We start from the raw sequence: 16,484 nt of genomic DNA, 5'->3' as shown, positions 1-16,484 counted from the left end.
CAGGCTCGACAGGACTTGGACACCGTGTGTCGCCCCGTCCCGCGAGCATACACCGCCGCAAAACGCCCGCGAATCCGGCCGTTTTAACGGCTCGGTCACAAGTCTTAACAGAGCGTTTCCAAATCTGTGCTGAATCTGCAACATCCAATCCGCAACCAGATTGTGGCAGCCCCAAAACCCCCACTGCGTGATTGCACCCGCGACTTCGATGCGTAGAGTGGGTCTTGCGAATCCATGCATGGGATCGTTTGTCGGTCGCAGCGCGACGGCAACACACTGCACCACGAATAGTGTGGTCGCGTTTCGACAAACCGCTGGGTAACCGGCACAAGAAATGACTGACTTTGGAGGTCAATTAATGAAACTCAAGAGCCTTATCCTCGGTTCTGTTGCCGCCGCTGGTCTCTCGACCGCTGGCTACGCTGCCGACCTGGGCGTCCTCACCTCGCTGGACGTCTGCGACGCTCTCGGCCTTTCCGGCCTGACCATCTCGTCCGACACCAACTGCCTGCAGATCTCGGGCGAAGTGAAGTACGAATTCAAGTGGGGCGACTATCGTGGCACCACGGCCGCCGGTGAGAATACCGCATATGTCGGTCAGGTGCCGGTTCGTGGCGTCAACGCCAACGTTGACACCATCCGTTCGAGCGATGACTTCCCGATCGTTGGTGATTCGGAACTCGACTACGAAAGCAAGGTTGAGGCCTGGCTGAAGTTTGTCGGCACTGCCGACAGCGATTTCGGTCCTGCCAAGGCAACCCTTAAGCTGAAGTCGATTGATCAGCGTCGCTACACGAACGAAGGTGATACTGCTGCTGGCGGTGCTGTCTCTCTTGTTGATGACCAGTACTTCGACATCGACGAAGCCTACGTCTCCATCGGCGATTCGACCGTGATCATGGCTGGTAAGAAGAGCTCGATCGCCAACTTCGGCGACAGCCAGCCCTTCAATTACCTGACGACCTTTGGTTACGACAAGGTTGATACTGGCGTTCTGTTCCAGAACGACGAAGATGAAGATTTCACCGGCAAGCACTCGATCCAGATCACCTCTGACCTCGGCAACGGTGTGAACGTATCGGCTGGCCTTGAGAATTTGGCTGGCACGGGCGGGACCACCGGTGCCGCTGGTGCCGGTACTCTGGTTGGCGTTGTTTCCTACACGGGTGAAAGCCTGACGGCTCACATCACTGGCCTTGCCATCGGCGTTCTGGACGGTGAAGTGGATGCCTGGGGCGTTCACGCTGGTGCAACCGGCACGTTTGACATGTTCAAGATCCGCGCTGCTGTCGGCTATGCTGATTGGGCTGCCGGTAACTACCGCGGCGTTGGCGAGAGCAATGAACTTCACGCTCTCATCAGCGGCGAAGCTGCGTTCGACATGTTCAAGGTTGCTTTGACGGGTGAATATACCCGCAACGAAGATGAGGCCACCGGCTTCGTCGACGATGGCTACGGTGTCGGCGGCTCCATTGGAGTCAACGTCACTGAAGGTGTCGAGATCAACCTTGGTGCGCGCTACTTCTCGGCCAACTTCGATACCCTCGCGGCTCCGCTCGATGACCAGAGCATGACGCAGGTTGCGGCCCGCATCATCGCTTCGCTCACTGAGACCATCAAGGTCACCGGCGAAGTCGGTGCTTACTTCAACGACGGCGACTATCCGGTCACCGACGGCCTGTACTACGGCGCTGCCGAACTGGCTTGGGCTCCGGGTGGCAACTTCACCTCTTCCGTCAAGGGCGAGCTGAACAGCGAAGGCGCATACCGCATGACCTTCAAGGCCGCCAAGGCCTTCCAGTAAGCCTCGGCTTACCTTCGATCTCGGAAAGGCCCGGCTCTGCCGGGCCTTTCTGTTTCTGGAGCTCGGCGATCTGCAGGCGCCGAGTTGGCAGATGCCTTTGTGGGCGTCGGGGTGCATCAACCGCGAGGCGTCGCCAGCCAGGGCCCGGCCATGGTGCCGGTCCGCATCTTCCGGTGACTCTGCAAATCATCTACGGTCGCGCCAGAAGCGGGCAGCAATCAGGATTCGCAATGACCAGGGACATCCTCAACTGGATGGTGCCATCAGTTCTCGTATTGATGGGAAGTGCGACCGCGGTCGGAGCACCTCCCGTCGTTTCCGAACCCGCGCCGGAACAAGGCGCGACACCGGTTTGGCAGGCGCATAGGGCTTTCCCGGCCCCGGCCGCACCTGATTCCCCGTATCAACAGCCGCTGGCAAGGCCTTCCACTGACTCGGTTTTCGTCGCGCAAGCGCAATCCTCCATTGTCACCCTCCCGGCGCCACGGGTCATGGATTACTGGGTCAGCGCCACCCGCCAGCCGAGCGGCGTGATCGTCTTTGATGGCTATGCTCCCGACGAGAAAACCCGCGACGCGCTCGATGCCCGCGACGCCGTGGACGTGAACTGGCTGAAACTCGGTTCAGGCGCTCCGGCCGAATATGCCGATGGCGTCGATTTCGGTCTGCGCCTGCTGTCGCGCCTGTCGGAGGGACGGTTCACCCTGCGCGGCAACGTGCTGACGCTGTCCGGTGTCGCCGCCGATGCCAAGGCATATGAGGAGCTTCAGAAAAGTATCGCCGACGGTGCTCCAGCCCGCCTCGTCGTGGCCATGGCTGACATAAAGGCACCGGCCGCGGCCGCTTATGAGTTCGTCGCCAGCAAGAGCAGCGACGGCAATGTTGTCTTCAGCGGCGCGCTCCCCGGTCCAACGCTGGAGCGGGACCTGCTGGCCGCTGCTGGAGCGGACACTGTGTCCACCATCGCCTATGCGTCCGGCGAGCCGACAAATTTCGGCCAGTCGGCCGAGCAGGCCGTGGGCATGCTGTCTCACCTCGCAGCGGGTGAAGTGGCTTTCCGGAACGGCGCCTGGACGATTTCAGGAGCCCCGGCTTCCGAGGAAGACAAGCGGGCGCTAGAGACCGAGTTCGGCGTACGAGGTCTCGCCCAGGCCGGTTGGCAACTGGCTCTCCAGCCGGTGGAAAGCCCGGTGGTAGCGGCGCCGGCACCCTATACCTTCGCCGCCACGCGTGCCGAAGACGGAATCATAACCTTCACCGGTAACGTTCCGGCGGCGGCCACCCAGCGTTTCCTCGAGACGCGGGGCGGGTCAGGCGCTGTGGACGAGACCACCGTCGTGCTCGATGCGCCGCCCGAATTTGCCCGGCACCTGCTCGAAGCGATGGACCTTCTGACGCTGATCGACACAGGAACCGTGAGCTTCGATGGCCAGAACTGGTCGGCTTCAGGGCAGGGGGGCGAGGCCTATTCCGAAGCTGCCGTCGCCGAGGCGCTGGGCGGTAACGCCGCCGATTGGTCGGTTTCCCTCGCCGCACCGGCCGTTGCCCGGCCACCCGCGCAGCTCCCCGTCAGCGCCCCGGATGCTGTCGTCGCTGAAGACCCGCCGGCTCCGCCTGAAGCGGCTCCGGTCGACAGCGACGCAGGCCAGGAGGAGGCTTCCCCGCCCGCAGGTGGTCCTGCAAAAGGCGCAGCAACTCCCGCGCCATCCGCTCCTCCCGCCGCTGAGCCGCCAAGCCCCTCAGACATCGCCAGCTGTCAGGCGGAGCTCAAGGCCCTCTCGGACCACAACGCCATCCTGTTCCAGTCCGGGGCCGCAGTCATCACCACCAGCGCACAATCGGAGCTCGACGCATTTGCGGCCGTGCTGCAGCGCTGTCCGGACACGGACATCTACGTCGAAGGCCATACCGACTCCGACGGCGATGCCCGCGCAAACCTGGCCCTTTCCGTTTCGCGCGCAGAGGCTGTGGTCAATGCTCTTGCCGAGCGCGGCGTGGCGTCCTCCCGGCTCTACGCCGTCGGTTATGGTGAGTCACAACCTGTTGCTGACAATACGACGGCAGCCGGCAAGGCGAAAAACCGGCGGATTGTCATCTCGGTGGCTGACCCGAAGGGCGAATGACGGCCTGTAGAGCAGGCTCAGGCAGCGCGGGCACGCCACCCGCCGTCCAGGCCGTCGGCAAATGCGAGGATGGCGTCGACCTCTTCGCGCTCGTCGAACAGGGCGGGACTGCCTTGTCCGGCTAGCGTGAGGGCCCGCGCATCGGGCCGGCGGCGCACCATGTCCTCAAAAGTCTCCCGCCGGAGTTGATCGCTCAGTTGTGTGCGCAGCAGCATCAGCGGCGCGCATGTCAGCGCGTCGAACAGAGGCCATTGAGCCACCAGAATGTCGTCGAAGTTGAAGCTGTCCAGCGCCTTGATCAGCCGCGCGTCGAACAGCGGCCGCGCGTGCCCCCGCTTGTCTATCCAGTGCGTCCGCAGTGCGAGGCGGTCGAGGCTGGCTTCATCATGCCCCGGATAATCGCCCGCCAGCATGCGGCGCTGGCTGGCCTGGATGGCCTTGGCACCCTTCAGCCCCTCCAGATGAGCCAGATTGTTTCGTAGCCGTACGATGCCGCGCGAGTCCGTCAAGGGGCCCGCATCGACCAGGATCGTGCCGGCGATGAGCAAGGGGTGTCGCGCTGCCAGCGCCATGGCGACCTGTCCACCATGCGATTGCCCCAGCAACACCATGCGGCCGATGCTCAAGGCGGCCAATACGTCCGCCACATCGCGGGCGTCCTGGACCGAGCTGTAGTCCTCTGCTCGGGGGCGATCATCCGCCCGGCCGCGCCCGGGAAGGTCGATCAGCACGAGTGGTCGAGGGGCTGGATCAGAATTGACCGCGGTCAGCAGCGCTGCAAAATCGCTCATGTTGCGGTGATACCCGGCAAGGCACACCAGCGGCAGTTTTTCGCCAGTGAGCGGGCCGGACACGTGCACTGCGGCCCGCGTTCTCCCGTCGCCGAGGGTTATAAGTCGAACCGGCAAGCCCGCAAATGCGGGATGATCGGGCGGAACGGAGCGCGAGCGGCGAAAAAGCGACATAGGGCGCATTATCCGGTGTTCCCGCTCCCGGGCAAGTGGTCATCGCACCGGTTCACTGCGCTTGTGACGACACGCAGTTAACCTTATGGTGCGCGTCGCCCGAGCCGCGTGTGTTCGGCAACAAACAACAACGACCGGCCACGACGGCCCAACGAGGAATATCGACGAAATGCTGCGAGGTTCGATTACGGCGCTCATGACTCCCATGCGAGATGGGTCAGTCGATGAGAAAGCCTTCGCCAGCTTTGTCGATTGGCAGATTGCGGAAGGCACGCACGGGCTCGTTCCCGTGGGCACGACCGGGGAAAGCCCCACGGTCAGCCACGAGGAGCACCGCCGTGTCGTCGAGATCTGCGTCGAGGTCGCCAACAAGCGCGTCCCCGTAATCGCTGGAGCGGGCTCCAACTCAACCGCCGAGGCGGTCGCCTTGGCCCGATTTGCGGAAGAGACCGGGGCCGACGCGGTGCTCTCGGTGGTGCCCTATTACAACCGTCCCAATCAGGAAGGGTTGTTCCAGCATTTTTCGGCCATCGCCGGGTCCATCGGCATTCCGGTGATCCTCTACTCTGTCCCGGGCAGAACGGTCGTCGATCTCACCATCGACACGATTGCACGGCTGCACGAGGCCCACTCCAACATCATCGGGGTGAAGGATGCGACGGCCGATATGGGCCGCGCCAGCCTGCAGCGCGCCAAGCTCGGTCCCGATTTCATTCTGCTCTCGGGCGAAGATATGACGGCGCTGGGCTTCAATGCGCATGGCGGCCACGGCTGCATTTCGGTCACGTCGAACGTTGCGCCTCGCCTCTGTGCGCAGATGCAGGATTTCTGCACGGCCGGCGACTACAGGAGCGCGCTCGAAATTCAGGACAAGCTCGTGCATCTGCACCGCAACCTGTTCCTTGAGCCCAACCCGACCGGCGTCAAATATGCGGGCAGCCGCCTAGGCCTGTGCCAGAACGAATTGCGACTGCCGCTGGTGCCGGTTTCCAAACCCACTCAGGACGCGCTGGACTTTGCATTGCAGCACGCAGGCCTTATCTAATTCGCATGGCCAGTAAGAACGACAAATCGAAGGCAGGGTGGATCAGCCATGGTCTGGTGGCGGAAAACCGCCGCGCGCGCTTCGACTACGAGATAACCGACACTCTGGAAGCCGGCATCGTGCTCTCGGGCACCGAGGTGAAGTCGCTGCGCCAGGGCAAGGCGCAGATCACTGAATCCTACGCCTCGCCCGAGCGCGGCGAATTGTGGCTCATCAACGCCCACATTCCCGAATATCTGCAGGGCAACCGCTTCAACCACGACGAAAAACGCCCGCGCAAGCTGCTGGTGAGCAAGAAGCAACTCGCCAAGCTCGATGCCGAGGTGTCTCGCGCCGGTAACACGATCGTGCCGCTCAAGCTTTTCTTCAATGACCAGGGCCGGGCCAAGCTTCTGGTCGGACTGGGCAAGGGCAAGAAGAACTACGACAAGCGGGCCACCAGCCGCGAGCGCGACTGGAACCGCGACAAGGCGCGCATCATGAAGGAAGGCGGCCGAGGGTAGGCCGTTCGCTCTGGTCCCCGGAGTTGAACGGCTCAGGTCTCGACAGGCGGGCGCTGGGCCGGCGGGCGCCCCACTGTCTTGGCCAGTTCCGCCACGTCCAGGAAGAAGTCGGCCTGGCGCCGCAGATCATCGGAAATCATTGGCGTCGTGGTGGTGAGGGTCGAAACGACGGTGACGCGCTTGCCCTTGCGCTGCAGCGCGGCGACGAGGGCGGTAAAATCGCCGTCACCGGAAAACAACACCATGTGGTCGTAGAACGGCGCCTGCTCCAGCGCGTCCACGGTCAGCTCGATGTCCATATTGCCTTTGACTTTCCGTCGCCCCATGGCGTCGGTGAATTCCTTCGCTGGCTTGGTGACAACCGTGTAGCCATTGTAGTCCAGCCAGTCGATCAGCGGACGGATCGAGGAGTACTCCTGGTCTTCGACCAGGGCCGTATAGTAGTTGGCACGAAGGAGGTACGCTTTGGCGCTGAACTCGCTGAGCAACTTCCGGTAGTCAATGTCTATCCCGATCGCCCGCGACGTCGCGTAGAGGTTTGCGCCGTCGATGAACAGGGCGATTTTTTCGCGAGGGTCTATGGGCACGGGACGAGGTCTCCAGAAGGGCATTTCCGCGCCCGGGGCGGCCATGGGCAGGGCTGAGCAGTTAAGTTCTGCTGCCGACTTTAAGTGTTTCCCTGATGTCATATTTTCGGCGGCGCGGCAAGCAGCGTCTCGATTGCGTGTCTTTACCTTGTCAAGGGGCGGGTGATCGTGTATGGCCACGGTTCATTCCCCTGATTTGTGGAGACGTTCGTGGCCCGCGTCACCGTTGAAGACTGTATTGAGAAGGTCGAAAATCGTTTCGATCTCGTCCTCATGGCCGCTCATCGCGCGCGCATGATTTCCTCTGGCGCGCAGATCACTGTGGACCGCGACAACGACAAGAATCCTGTCGTGGCCTTGCGAGAAATCGGTGATGGCACGATCTCTCCTGAAGATCTGCATGAGGACCTCATCCACTCGCTGCAGAAATACGTCGAAGTCGACGAGCCCGAAACCAGCGCGGCGCCGATGATCGAGAGCGCCGGAGACGATGACTCCATCAACTTCGACACGATCAGCGAAGATGAGCTGCTCCGCGGCATCGAGAGCCTTGCTCCCCCGGAGCGCCGCGACGACTGAGGCCCCGGAACAGGCTTGAAAATCAGGAGCGTCCGATATCCATCGGGCGCTCTTTTCATTTCTCCAGCAGCCGCTTAAGGTCGGTGCTGCGAGCGGGCGACGATTTTCATGATGCGTCAGTATGAGCTTGTCGAACGCGTTCAGGCGTACAACCCGAACGCCGACGAGCAGTTGTTGAACAAGGCTTACGTGTACGCCATGCAGAAGCATGGCTCGCAAAAGCGCGCCTCCGGCGACCCGTATTTCAACCACCCGCTCGAAGTCGCTGCGATCCTGACTGAGTTGAAGCTCGACGATGCCTCGGTAGCGGTGGGCTTGTTGCACGACACCGTGGAAGATACGGACGCCACGCGCGCCGAGATCGACCAGCTTTTTGGCTCCGAGATTGCGGCCATCGTCGACGGCCTCACCAAGATAGACAGGCTCAACCTCGTTTCGCGCGAGGAGGCGCAGGCGGAAAACCTGCGCAAGCTTCTGTTGGCCATCAGCCAGGACGTTCGCGTGCTGCTGGTCAAGCTCGCCGACCGGCTGCACAACATGCGCACGCTGCAATACGTGCCGGCCGACAAGCAGAAGCGCATTGCCCAGGAGACGATGGACATCTATGCGCCCCTGGCCGGTCGCATGGGTATGCAGGACATGCGAAACGAGCTCGAGGACTTGAGCTTTCGCATCCTCCAGCCTGACCACTACAGGGCCATCACCGCGCGTCTGGAACAGATGCAGGCGGACTACCATGGGACCATCGATACCATCACCGCGGAGCTGACGGAGCGCCTGGCGGCGAACGGCATCACCGCCCGCGTCAAGGCCCGTGTAAAGTCGCCCTATTCGATCTTCGCCAAGATCGAGCGCAAGTCCATCGCCCTTGAGCAGTTGTCGGACATGATCGGCTTCCGGGTCGTCGTGGGATCGGTGGAGGAATGCTACCGGACGGTCGGCTTGATCCACACCACCTGGAAGGTCGTGCCAGGGCGCTTCAAGGACTACATATCGGTCCCCAAGCACAACGACTACCAGTCCATCCACACCACGATCGTGGGTCCCAGCCGGCAGCGCGTCGAGTTGCAGATCCGGACCGAGGCCATGGATCGGATTGCCGAGTTCGGTATCGCTGCCCACGCCCTCTACAAGGACGGTGCCTCGGCAACGTTGGGCCGGCTCGAGAATGAATCGCAGGCCTACGGCTCGCTCCGCCAGACCATAAGTCATCTGACCTCAGGCATTTCCAGCGAAGACTTCCTGGAATACACCAAGCTCGAGCTGTTTCAGGATCAGGTCTTCTGCTTCACACCGCGTGGCCGGCTGATTGCCCTGCCGCGCGGTGCGACCCCGATCGATTTTGCCTACGCGCTTCACACCGATATCGGCGACACCTGCGTCGGCGCCAAGATCAACGGCCTTATCCTGCCGCTCGTCACCCAGCTCCGCTCGGGGGACGAGGTGGAGATTCTGCGCGACCAGAATCACCGTCCGCCCTCCAATTGGATTGGCATCGCCGCAACGGGCAAGGCCCGCGCTGCAATCCGCCGCGCGGTGCGCCAGGCCGCCAGCCAGCGTGCCTTCGCGATGGGTGAGCACGTGCTCAATATGATGCTCGAGCGCGAAGGCGTCATGCTGAGTGACAGCGAAGCCCTGGCCCTTGCCGAGGCGCTCGAGCAGGCCAGCCGACGGGACCTTCTGGTTGCCGTAGGCGAAGGCAAGATCGGCTCGGAAGCTCTGGGCAACGCATTGGCGGAGATAAAGGGCATCCGCCGCAATCGCCGCAGGATCGACCTGCCGGTCGCCGACACCGCCGATGGCTGGTTTGCCTTGCGCGCCACCGACGACTTCCGCTTCCGCGTGCCGGGCGGACAGCGTTCAGGCCCGCGCGCAAAGGAGGCCCTGGCACAGCTCGATTTCCACACGCCGGTCAACTTCAGTAACGAAGGGGTGGTGCCGGGGGATCGCCTGGTCGGCATACTGGAGCCCGAGCGGCCGCTGACGATCTATCCGATCCACTCCGACGCCCTGATCTCCATGCATGATAGTGACCTGGCCTGGGTCGACGTGCGCTGGAACCTCAAGACGGCGGAGGACAGGCTGTATCCAGCTGTCATTTCGATGGAATCGGTCAATCGTCCCGGATCGCTGGCCCAGATTTCCTCTGCCATTGCCGCCTGCGACGCCAACATCAACAATCTCGTGATGCGGATGATTTCGCCCGACTTCCACCAGATGATCTTCGAGATCGAGGTCCGCGATCTTGCGCAGCTGAACGATGTTCTGGCAACGCTCAAACGCAGTCCCGGCCTTTCCGCCGTCCAGCGCGCCGGCCTGCGCGAGGCGAGCATGATTTCGACGCTGGAATGGGACGGCAAGATCGACAGGAGGCTCGGCGATGAACAGGAATGAGGCGCTGGACGTCCACCAGTGCCCGGCAGCCGCGGCAGCCAGGGCGTGAAATGATCATTGGCCTAGGCTCCGATCTCATCCAGATCCACCGCGTACAAGAGGTGCTGGACCGCTATGGTGACCGGTTCACCAGTCGTTGCTTTACGGAGATCGAACAGAAGAAGTCTGATCGGCGGGCGCAGCGGGCCGCGTCCTACGCCAAGCGCTTCGCCGCCAAGGAGGCGTGTTCGAAGGCTTTGGGAACCGGCATCAGTTGGGGTGTCTACTGGCGTGACATGGGGGTGGTGAACCTGCCCTCCGGCAAGCCGACCATGACCTTGACCAATGGTGCGGCCAAAGCGCTCTCTCGCCTTGTGCCGGAAGGCCACGAGGCCCACATCCACCTGACCATTACCGACGACGCCGGGCTTGCGCAGGCTTTCGTGATCATCGAGGCGCTGCCCGTTGACCGGAGGGGGACAAAAGCCTAACGCTTCGGCACCTTTTTCCGGGGAAGAATATGAGTCAACCCGCCGACAAGTCCGTCAAGAAGTCCGCTGCCAGCGAGTGGTGGGATACCTTGGTGGTTATTGTGGAAGCACTGCTGATCGCGATCGTGATCCGGTTCTTCATCTATCAGCCGTTTTCCATACCCACGGCGTCCATGCAGCAGACACTGCTGATCGGCGACTATTTCGTCGCCAACAAGTTCGTCTGGGGCTACGGCAAGTACTCCTTCTCCCTTGGCCGGTACGGCGATTTCGCGCTGCTCGATTTCGCGCTGCCCATTTCCAACCGCATCATGGGGCGCGACCCCAATCGCGGGGACATCGCCGTTTTCCGTCCGGTGCCGCAGACCACCGAATACATCAAGCGCATCGTTGGCCTCCCGGGCGACCGCATCCAGATGAAGGAAGGGCGGCTCTATATCAACGGCACCATGATCGAGCGCGAAGCCCTCGGAACCGCACAGGACACGGACAGCACCGGAGATACGCGGCAAGTCACCGTCTATCGCGAAACCTTCCCCGAAGGGTCCACCCATCTCATTCAGGAAATCAGTGACAGCATGCCACTCGATAATACACCTGAATATGTCGTGCCGGCCGGCCATTATTTCATGATGGGCGACAACCGCGACCGCTCGGCCGATAGCCGCGTGTTGAGCCAGGTGGGATATGTCCCCTCGGTCAATCTCATCGCCAAGGCGGAAGCGCGCTTCTTCTCCATCCGCGACAACATTCCGCCCTGGCAACTCTGGCAGTGGCCGGCCAATGTTCGCTGGGACCGCATGTTCCAATCGGTCTACAACAACGCGCCCTACGACACGACGCCGATCCAGTGACGCGCCGCGGCAAGTCCTACGACGATCTTCAGCAGCGCCTGGGATATCGCTTTGGCGACCTGGGCCTCCTGGAGCGCGCGTTGACGCATTCCAGCGCCGTGTCGCCCAGCCGGCGCATCGAGCATTCCTATCAGCGGCTCGAATTTCTGGGCGATCGCGTGCTCGGACTCGTGGTCGCCGACATGCTCTATCAGCGCTTTCCGCAATCGAACGAAGGCGAACTGAGCCGCACGCTGAACTCGCTGGTGCGCAAGGAAACCTGCGCCGACATTGCCCGCCAGTTGAGCCTGGGTCGAGACCTCAATCTGGGCGACAGTGAAGCCCGCTCGGGAGGCGCCGAGAAGGACGCCATCCTCGGCGACGTGACTGAGGCGATCATCGGCGCCATTTATCTCGATGGCGGGGCCAAAGTGGCGCACGAATTTGTCGAGCGGCTGTTCTCGGAGTTTCTCTCCGATGGGCAAACCAAGCGCGCCGATGCCAAGACCACCTTGCAGGAATGGGCGCAGGCCCGCGGGCTTGAGCCTCCGTCCTACGTACAGGTGGAGCGGACGGGGCCTGACCATGCTCCGGAATTCACGATCGCCATTGACCTTAAGGGCTTCGAGCGCGTTTCTGCCGTTGGGACCTCAAAGAAGCTGGCGGAGCACAAGGCCGCTGAACTCTTTCTCATCCAGCAAAAGGTCTGGAAGGAGCGCAAGTGAACGATCCTGCTGAACTCGCCCAAACAGCGTGCGGCTTCATCGCCTTGGTCGGTGCGCCCAACGCCGGAAAATCGACGCTCCTCAATTCCCTTGTCGGCACCAAGGTGTCGATCGTCACCCACAAGGCGCAGACCACGCGCAGCCAGGTGCGCGGCGTGCTGACCCTCGATCAGACCCAGTTGGTCTTCGTCGACACGCCGGGCGTTTTTGCGCCCAAGCGCCGTCTCGAGCGCGCCATGGTCGACAATGCGTGGGGTGGGGCAGGGGACGCGGACATCGTCGCGTTCATTGTCGACGCGGAAAAGGGCCTCAAGCCCGAGATCGAGCTGCTCGTCGAAGGCCTTCGGAACATCCGCCAGCCCAAGGTCCTGATCCTCAACAAGATCGATCGCGTCAAGCGCGAGACCCTTCTGGCCCTCTCGCAGGACCTTAATGAGCGCCTGCGGTTCGAATCCACCTTCATGCTGTCCGCCCTCAAGGGCGACGGCGTTTCCGACTTCATAGATTGGTGCGTCAGGCACGTCCCGCCCGGCCCCTGGCATTTTCCGGAAGACCACCTCACGGATCTCACCATGGCGATCACCGCCGCCGAGGTCACGCGCGAAAAGCTGTTCCTGCGCGTGCACGAGGAAATCCCCTACAACGCCACGGTCGAGACCGAGAGCTTCAAGATCCAGAAGGACGGCTCCTACAAGATCGATCAGGTGGTCTACGTCACGCGCGACAGCCATAAGAAGATCGTCCTTGGTGCCGGCGGACAGACCATCAAGGCGATCGGCGCGGAAGCCCGCAAGGAACTGATGGAGATGTACGAGGTGCCCATTCACCTGTTCCTCTTCGTCAAGGTGCGCGAGAAGTGGGCCGACGACCCGGAGCGCTACCGCGAGATGGGCCTGGAATTCCCGCACGGCAAAGGATGAGTCGTGGCTGCGTGGCTTGACGCTGCAAAGACCTGGGCCCGAGCGATCAAACGGGACGTCCTTGCGGTGTGGGTGGCGGCGAGAGACGCTCGCACGCCTTGGGGCGCCAGAATCGTGGCGCTTTGTGTGGCCGCCTATGCCCTTTCCCCCATCGACCTTATTCCCGATTTCATTCCCGTCCTGGGCTACCTGGACGATCTGCTGATCGTCCCGCTTGGTATTCTGGCTGTCGTCAAGCTCGTCCCGCCCACATTGATCGCCGAGTTCCGGACGCATGCAGCCACGATTGCGGAAAAACCGCAGAGCCGCGCCGGTCTTGCCGCTGTCATAGCAGTATGGCTAGGTCTCACAGCCCTGCTGGCCGCCTGGCTCTGGACGTTCATCTAGCCATGGAATGGACCGGCGAGGCGCTCCTGATCGGCGTTCGCCGCCACGGCGAAACCAGCCTCATCGCCGAGGCCATGGTTGTCGGCCGCGGTCGGTATCTGGGGCTTGTCCGGGGTGGCCGCTCCAGCAAGCTCGCCCCCACGCTGCAGGCTGGCAACACGGTGCAGCTCACCTGGCGCGCGCGGCTCGAAGACCATCTGGGCGTCTTCACCGTGGAACCTCTTCGCGCCCGCGCCGCCGAGCTTATTGCCGACCGGACCCGCCTCTATCTCGCGCAGACGGTGTGCGAGCACTTGCGGCTGCTGCCCGAGCGTGATCCGCACGACCGTCTCCTCGGCATGGCGCTCGATCTCATCGACCACCCCCCCGATGGTGCTGCCTTGGTCCGTTTCGAGTTGGCCCTGCTCGACGAGTTGGGCTTCGGCCTTGACCTCACGAGCTGCGCTGCAACCGGTACGACGACCGACCTCACCTATGTCTCGCCCAAGTCCGGCCGCGCCGTATCCCGTGCCGCTGGCGAGCCTTACAAGGAGCGTCTGTTGCGGCTCCCCAGCTTCCTGAGCGCCCGCGGCAACGCCTCCCCTGGAGACCTGCGCGACGCCTTCCGGCTTACCGGCTATTTCCTCGACGCCCACATCTGGTCCCCCCGCCGGCTGGATCCACCACCGACACGGGACGCTTTGGTCGAGCAACTGGTGCACGTCTAGCCATCGACCGGTTACCTCGTCCTCCCGTCTGGCGAAACCGGGGCAAAACCCGCGGAAGTCCTGCACTTTTGTGCCCAACTGGGTTAGTTTGCTCCCGATTCGTTCTCATCTCTAATCAGAGCTGCCAATGTCCGATGCCGATACCCTTCCGCCTGCCGACGACCAGCGCGTCGTCGACCTCAAGCAGGCGCTGGAGGAGCGGTACCTCAGCTACGCCCTCTCGACGATCACCCAGCGCGCACTGCCCGATGCCCGGGATGGCCTCAAGCCCGTCCATCGCCGTATCCTCCACGCCATGCGCCTGCTGCGGCTCGACCCGAACCAGGGGTACAAGAAGTCCGCGCGCATCGTCGGCGATGTGATCGGTAAGTTCCACCCGCACGGCGACCAGTCGATTTACGACGCGCTAGTGCGCCTGGCGCAGGATTTCGCGCTGCGCTATCCGCTGGTGGACGGCCAGGGCAATTTCGGCAACATCGACGGCGATAGTCCAGCCGCCATGCGCTACACTGAATCGCGCATGACCGATGTGGCAACGCGGCTGCTCGAAGGCATCACCGAGGATGCCATCGACTTCAAGCCGACCTATGACGGCGAAGACGAAGAGCCCGTGGTGCTCCCCTCGAACTTCCCCAACCTGCTTGCCAACGGCTCAACCGGCATCGCCGTGGGCATGGCAACGTCGGTCCCCCCGCACAACCTGGTCGAACTCTGCAACGCGGCGCTCAAGCTCATCCACCACCCTGACGCGACCACGAACGACCTGGTCCATGCCGATCCGTCGGCGCCGCCCAGCATGGACGATCTCGTCCGGGGCCCGGATTTCCCGACTGGTGGGCAGATGGTCGAAAGCCGAGCGTCCATCGTCAATTCTTACGAGACCGGACGCGGCGCGTTCCGCGTGCGCGCCATTTGGCACAAGGAAGACAAGGGCAGGGGCGTCTACCAGATCGTCGTGACGCAGATCCCCTATGGCGTCCAGAAAGCCCGGCTGGTCGAGAAGATAGCCGAGCTGCTGCTGGCCAAGAAGCTCCCGCTCCTCAAGGATGTGCGCGACGAGAGCGCCGACGACATACGCCTCGTGCTCGAACCGCGCGCCGGAACGGTCGATGCGGTCATCCTAATGGAGCAGCTTTTCAAGCTCACCGAACTTGAAGTGCGCTTCCCGCTGAACCTCAACGTTCTGGACCGCGGCACGACACCCCGCGTCATGAGCCTTGCTGATGCGCTCCGCGCCTGGCTCGATCACCGCAAGGTGGTGCTGGTGCGGCGCTCGCAGCACCGGCTGGAGCAGATCGCCAATCGTCTCGAGGTGCTGGAAGGCTACATTGTCGCCTACCTCAACCTCGACGAGGTGATCCGTATCATTCGTGAAGAGGATGATGCGAAGGCCAGCCTGATCGCGACCTTCAACCTGACCGACAATCAAGCCGAAGCCATCCTCAACATGCGCCTGCGTTCCTTGCGCAAGCTCGAGGAAATGGAACTGCGCCAGGAACACAAGGCGCTGACGGAAGAAAAGGGTAAGCTGGAGGCCCTGCTTGCGTCGGACAAGCGGCAATGGGGCGAGATTTCCAAGCAGGTCGAGGCCCTGAAGAAGGCCTATCCGCTGTTCGATGCCGACGGCAACACGCCGCACGCCCTAGGCGCTCGCCGCACCATCCTGGGTGCTGCGCCCAATGCCGACGCCGCGGAGATCACCGAAGCCTTCATCGAGCGCGAGCCGATCACCGTGATCCTGTCCGAGAAAGGCTGGATCCGCGCGCCCAAGGGGCACAACGCGCCCGTCGACGACAAAGCGTTCAAGACCGGCGACCGCCTAAAGATCAGCCTGAACTGCGAGACGACGGACAAGCTTCTGATGCTGACCACCGGTGGCAAGGTCTACACCCTTGGCGCCGACAAGCTGCCGGGAGGTCGTGGTCAGGGCGAGCCCGTGCGCATCATGGTCGACATGGACGAAGGGCAGGATATCGTCGAGCTTTTCGTCTATCGGCCGGGCAAGAAGCGCATCATCGCCTCCTCCAACGGCTATGGCTTTGTGGTCGGCGAGGATGATCTCATCGCCAATACCCGCAAGGGCAAGCAGATCCTGAACGTCTCCTCTCCCGCCGAAGCGCGGCTCATCGTGCCGTGCGATGGCGACCGCGTGGCGGTGATCGGGCAGAACCGCAAGCTGCTGGTGTTTCCCCTGAGCCAGTTGGCAGCGATGGCGCGCGGCAAGGGCGTTCGCCTGCAGCGCTACAAGGACGGCGGCATCTCGGATCTCAAGACCTTCTATGCCGCCGACGGTCTCACCTGGGTGGATAGCTCCGGCCGCACCTACACAAAGCCAACCGAGGAACTGGTGGATTGGTCGGGCGACCGCGCTACGGCAGGACGTCAGCCGCCCACGGGCTTCCCACGCAACAACAAGTTCGTCGGCTGAACTGCGACCTGAAA

General features: G+C 62.6%; 15 protein-coding genes. 13 read left to right on the top strand and 2 right to left on the bottom strand.

Features of this window, described 5'->3' with window-relative positions:
• Nucleotides 1-358: 358 nt before the first annotated feature.
• Together IC608_RS06005 and IC608_RS06000 are read left to right on the top strand one after the other, a co-directional pair.
• The gene (locus IC608_RS06005) at nucleotides 359-1,804 is read left to right on the top strand and encodes a hypothetical protein (protein WP_191773493.1); all 1,446 of its coding nucleotides are present in this window, start codon (nucleotides 359-361) and stop codon (nucleotides 1,802-1,804) included.
• A gap of 491 nt (nucleotides 1,805-2,295) precedes the next feature.
• The gene (locus IC608_RS06000) at nucleotides 2,296-3,927 is read left to right on the top strand and encodes an OmpA family protein (protein ID WP_191773491.1); all 1,632 of its coding nucleotides are present in this window, start codon (nucleotides 2,296-2,298) and stop codon (nucleotides 3,925-3,927) included.
• Nucleotides 3,928-3,944: 17 nt separating this feature from the next.
• On the opposite strand, the gene IC608_RS05995 is transcribed toward IC608_RS06000, so the two are convergent.
• Nucleotides 3,945-4,781, bottom strand: coding sequence for an alpha/beta fold hydrolase (locus IC608_RS05995; protein WP_191773489.1), 837 nt, complete (start codon nucleotides 4,779-4,781; stop codon nucleotides 3,945-3,947).
• A 280-nt stretch (nucleotides 4,782-5,061) separates the two neighbouring features.
• On the opposite strand from IC608_RS05995, the gene dapA reads away from it, so the two are divergent.
• Together dapA and smpB are read left to right on the top strand one after the other, a co-directional pair.
• Nucleotides 5,062-5,937: a 4-hydroxy-tetrahydrodipicolinate synthase gene (dapA, locus tag IC608_RS05990; protein WP_191773487.1), complete on the top strand. Its 876-nt coding sequence runs from the start codon at nucleotides 5,062-5,064 to the stop codon at nucleotides 5,935-5,937.
• A gap of 5 nt (nucleotides 5,938-5,942) precedes the next feature.
• On the top strand, nucleotides 5,943-6,440 hold the full coding sequence (gene smpB, locus IC608_RS05985; RefSeq protein ID WP_191773485.1) for an SsrA-binding protein SmpB: 498 nt from the start codon (nucleotides 5,943-5,945) through the stop codon (nucleotides 6,438-6,440).
• A 32-nt stretch (nucleotides 6,441-6,472) separates the two neighbouring features.
• On the opposite strand, the gene IC608_RS05980 is transcribed toward smpB, so the two are convergent.
• The gene (locus tag IC608_RS05980) at nucleotides 6,473-7,021 is read right to left on the bottom strand and encodes a LabA-like NYN domain-containing protein (protein ID WP_345890855.1); all 549 of its coding nucleotides are present in this window, start codon (nucleotides 7,019-7,021) and stop codon (nucleotides 6,473-6,475) included.
• 216 nt (nucleotides 7,022-7,237) lie between these two features.
• Between IC608_RS05980 and rpoZ the strand changes: the two genes are divergently transcribed.
• The 9 genes from rpoZ (at nucleotide 7,238) to parC (ending at nucleotide 16,470) form a co-directional block, all read left to right on the top strand.
• Nucleotides 7,238-7,606 (top strand): DNA-directed RNA polymerase subunit omega, encoded by a 369-nt coding sequence (gene rpoZ / locus IC608_RS05975; protein ID WP_191773481.1) that lies wholly within the window; start codon nucleotides 7,238-7,240, stop codon nucleotides 7,604-7,606.
• Nucleotides 7,607-7,714: 108 nt separating this feature from the next.
• Nucleotides 7,715-10,000 (top strand): RelA/SpoT family protein, encoded by a 2,286-nt coding sequence (locus IC608_RS05970; protein ID WP_191773479.1) that lies wholly within the window; start codon nucleotides 7,715-7,717, stop codon nucleotides 9,998-10,000.
• Between the two features lie 50 nt (nucleotides 10,001-10,050).
• A complete protein-coding gene (gene acpS, locus IC608_RS05965) occupies nucleotides 10,051-10,470 on the top strand; it encodes a holo-ACP synthase (protein WP_191773477.1) in 420 nt (139 codons plus the stop codon).
• Nucleotides 10,471-10,499: 29 nt separating this feature from the next.
• A complete protein-coding gene (gene lepB, locus IC608_RS05960) occupies nucleotides 10,500-11,324 on the top strand; it encodes a signal peptidase I (protein WP_191773475.1) in 825 nt (274 codons plus the stop codon).
• A complete protein-coding gene (gene rnc, locus IC608_RS05955; RefSeq protein ID WP_191773473.1) occupies nucleotides 11,321-12,028 on the top strand; it encodes a ribonuclease III in 708 nt (235 codons plus the stop codon). Before lepB ends, rnc begins: the two co-directional genes overlap by 4 nt.
• Nucleotides 12,025-12,948 (top strand): GTPase Era, encoded by a 924-nt coding sequence (gene era, locus IC608_RS05950; protein WP_191773472.1) that lies wholly within the window; start codon nucleotides 12,025-12,027, stop codon nucleotides 12,946-12,948. Before rnc ends, era begins: the two co-directional genes overlap by 4 nt.
• Nucleotides 12,949-12,951: 3 nt before the next feature.
• The gene (locus tag IC608_RS05945) at nucleotides 12,952-13,335 is read left to right on the top strand and encodes a DUF1232 domain-containing protein (RefSeq protein ID WP_191773470.1); all 384 of its coding nucleotides are present in this window, start codon (nucleotides 12,952-12,954) and stop codon (nucleotides 13,333-13,335) included.
• A 2-nt stretch (nucleotides 13,336-13,337) separates the two neighbouring features.
• A complete protein-coding gene (recO, locus tag IC608_RS05940) occupies nucleotides 13,338-14,042 on the top strand; it encodes a DNA repair protein RecO (RefSeq protein ID WP_191773468.1) in 705 nt (234 codons plus the stop codon).
• 127 nt (nucleotides 14,043-14,169) lie between these two features.
• On the top strand, nucleotides 14,170-16,470 hold the full coding sequence (gene parC, locus IC608_RS05935; protein WP_191773466.1) for a DNA topoisomerase IV subunit A: 2,301 nt from the start codon (nucleotides 14,170-14,172) through the stop codon (nucleotides 16,468-16,470).
• Nucleotides 16,471-16,484: the final 14 nt, after the last annotated feature.

Origin of the sequence: Devosia oryzisoli, assembly GCF_014837245.1 — a bacterium.
In the GTDB taxonomy this organism is placed as follows: Bacteria; Pseudomonadota; Alphaproteobacteria; order Rhizobiales; family Devosiaceae; genus Devosia; species Devosia oryzisoli.
This window is presented reverse-complemented; position numbering and strand designations above follow the sequence as displayed.

Excerpts from the sequence above, each read along its gene's own strand:
- IC608_RS06005 (WP_191773493.1), top strand. The coding sequence starts at position 359 with ATGAAACTCAAGAGCCTTATCCTCGGTTCTGTTGCCGCCGCTGGTCTC.
- IC608_RS06000 (WP_191773491.1), top strand. The coding sequence starts at position 2,296 with ATGGATTACTGGGTCAGCGCCACCCGCCAGCCGAGCGGCGTGATCGTC.
- dapA (WP_191773487.1), top strand. The coding sequence starts at position 5,062 with ATGCTGCGAGGTTCGATTACGGCGCTCATGACTCCCATGCGAGATGGG.
- smpB (WP_191773485.1), top strand. The coding sequence starts at position 5,943 with ATGGCCAGTAAGAACGACAAATCGAAGGCAGGGTGGATCAGCCATGGT.
- IC608_RS05970 (WP_191773479.1), top strand. The coding sequence starts at position 7,715 with ATGATGCGTCAGTATGAGCTTGTCGAACGCGTTCAGGCGTACAACCCG.
- acpS (WP_191773477.1), top strand. The coding sequence starts at position 10,051 with ATGATCATTGGCCTAGGCTCCGATCTCATCCAGATCCACCGCGTACAA.
- lepB (WP_191773475.1), top strand. The coding sequence starts at position 10,500 with ATGAGTCAACCCGCCGACAAGTCCGTCAAGAAGTCCGCTGCCAGCGAG.
- recO (WP_191773468.1), top strand. The coding sequence starts at position 13,338 with ATGGAATGGACCGGCGAGGCGCTCCTGATCGGCGTTCGCCGCCACGGC.
- parC (WP_191773466.1), top strand. The coding sequence starts at position 14,170 with ATGTCCGATGCCGATACCCTTCCGCCTGCCGACGACCAGCGCGTCGTC.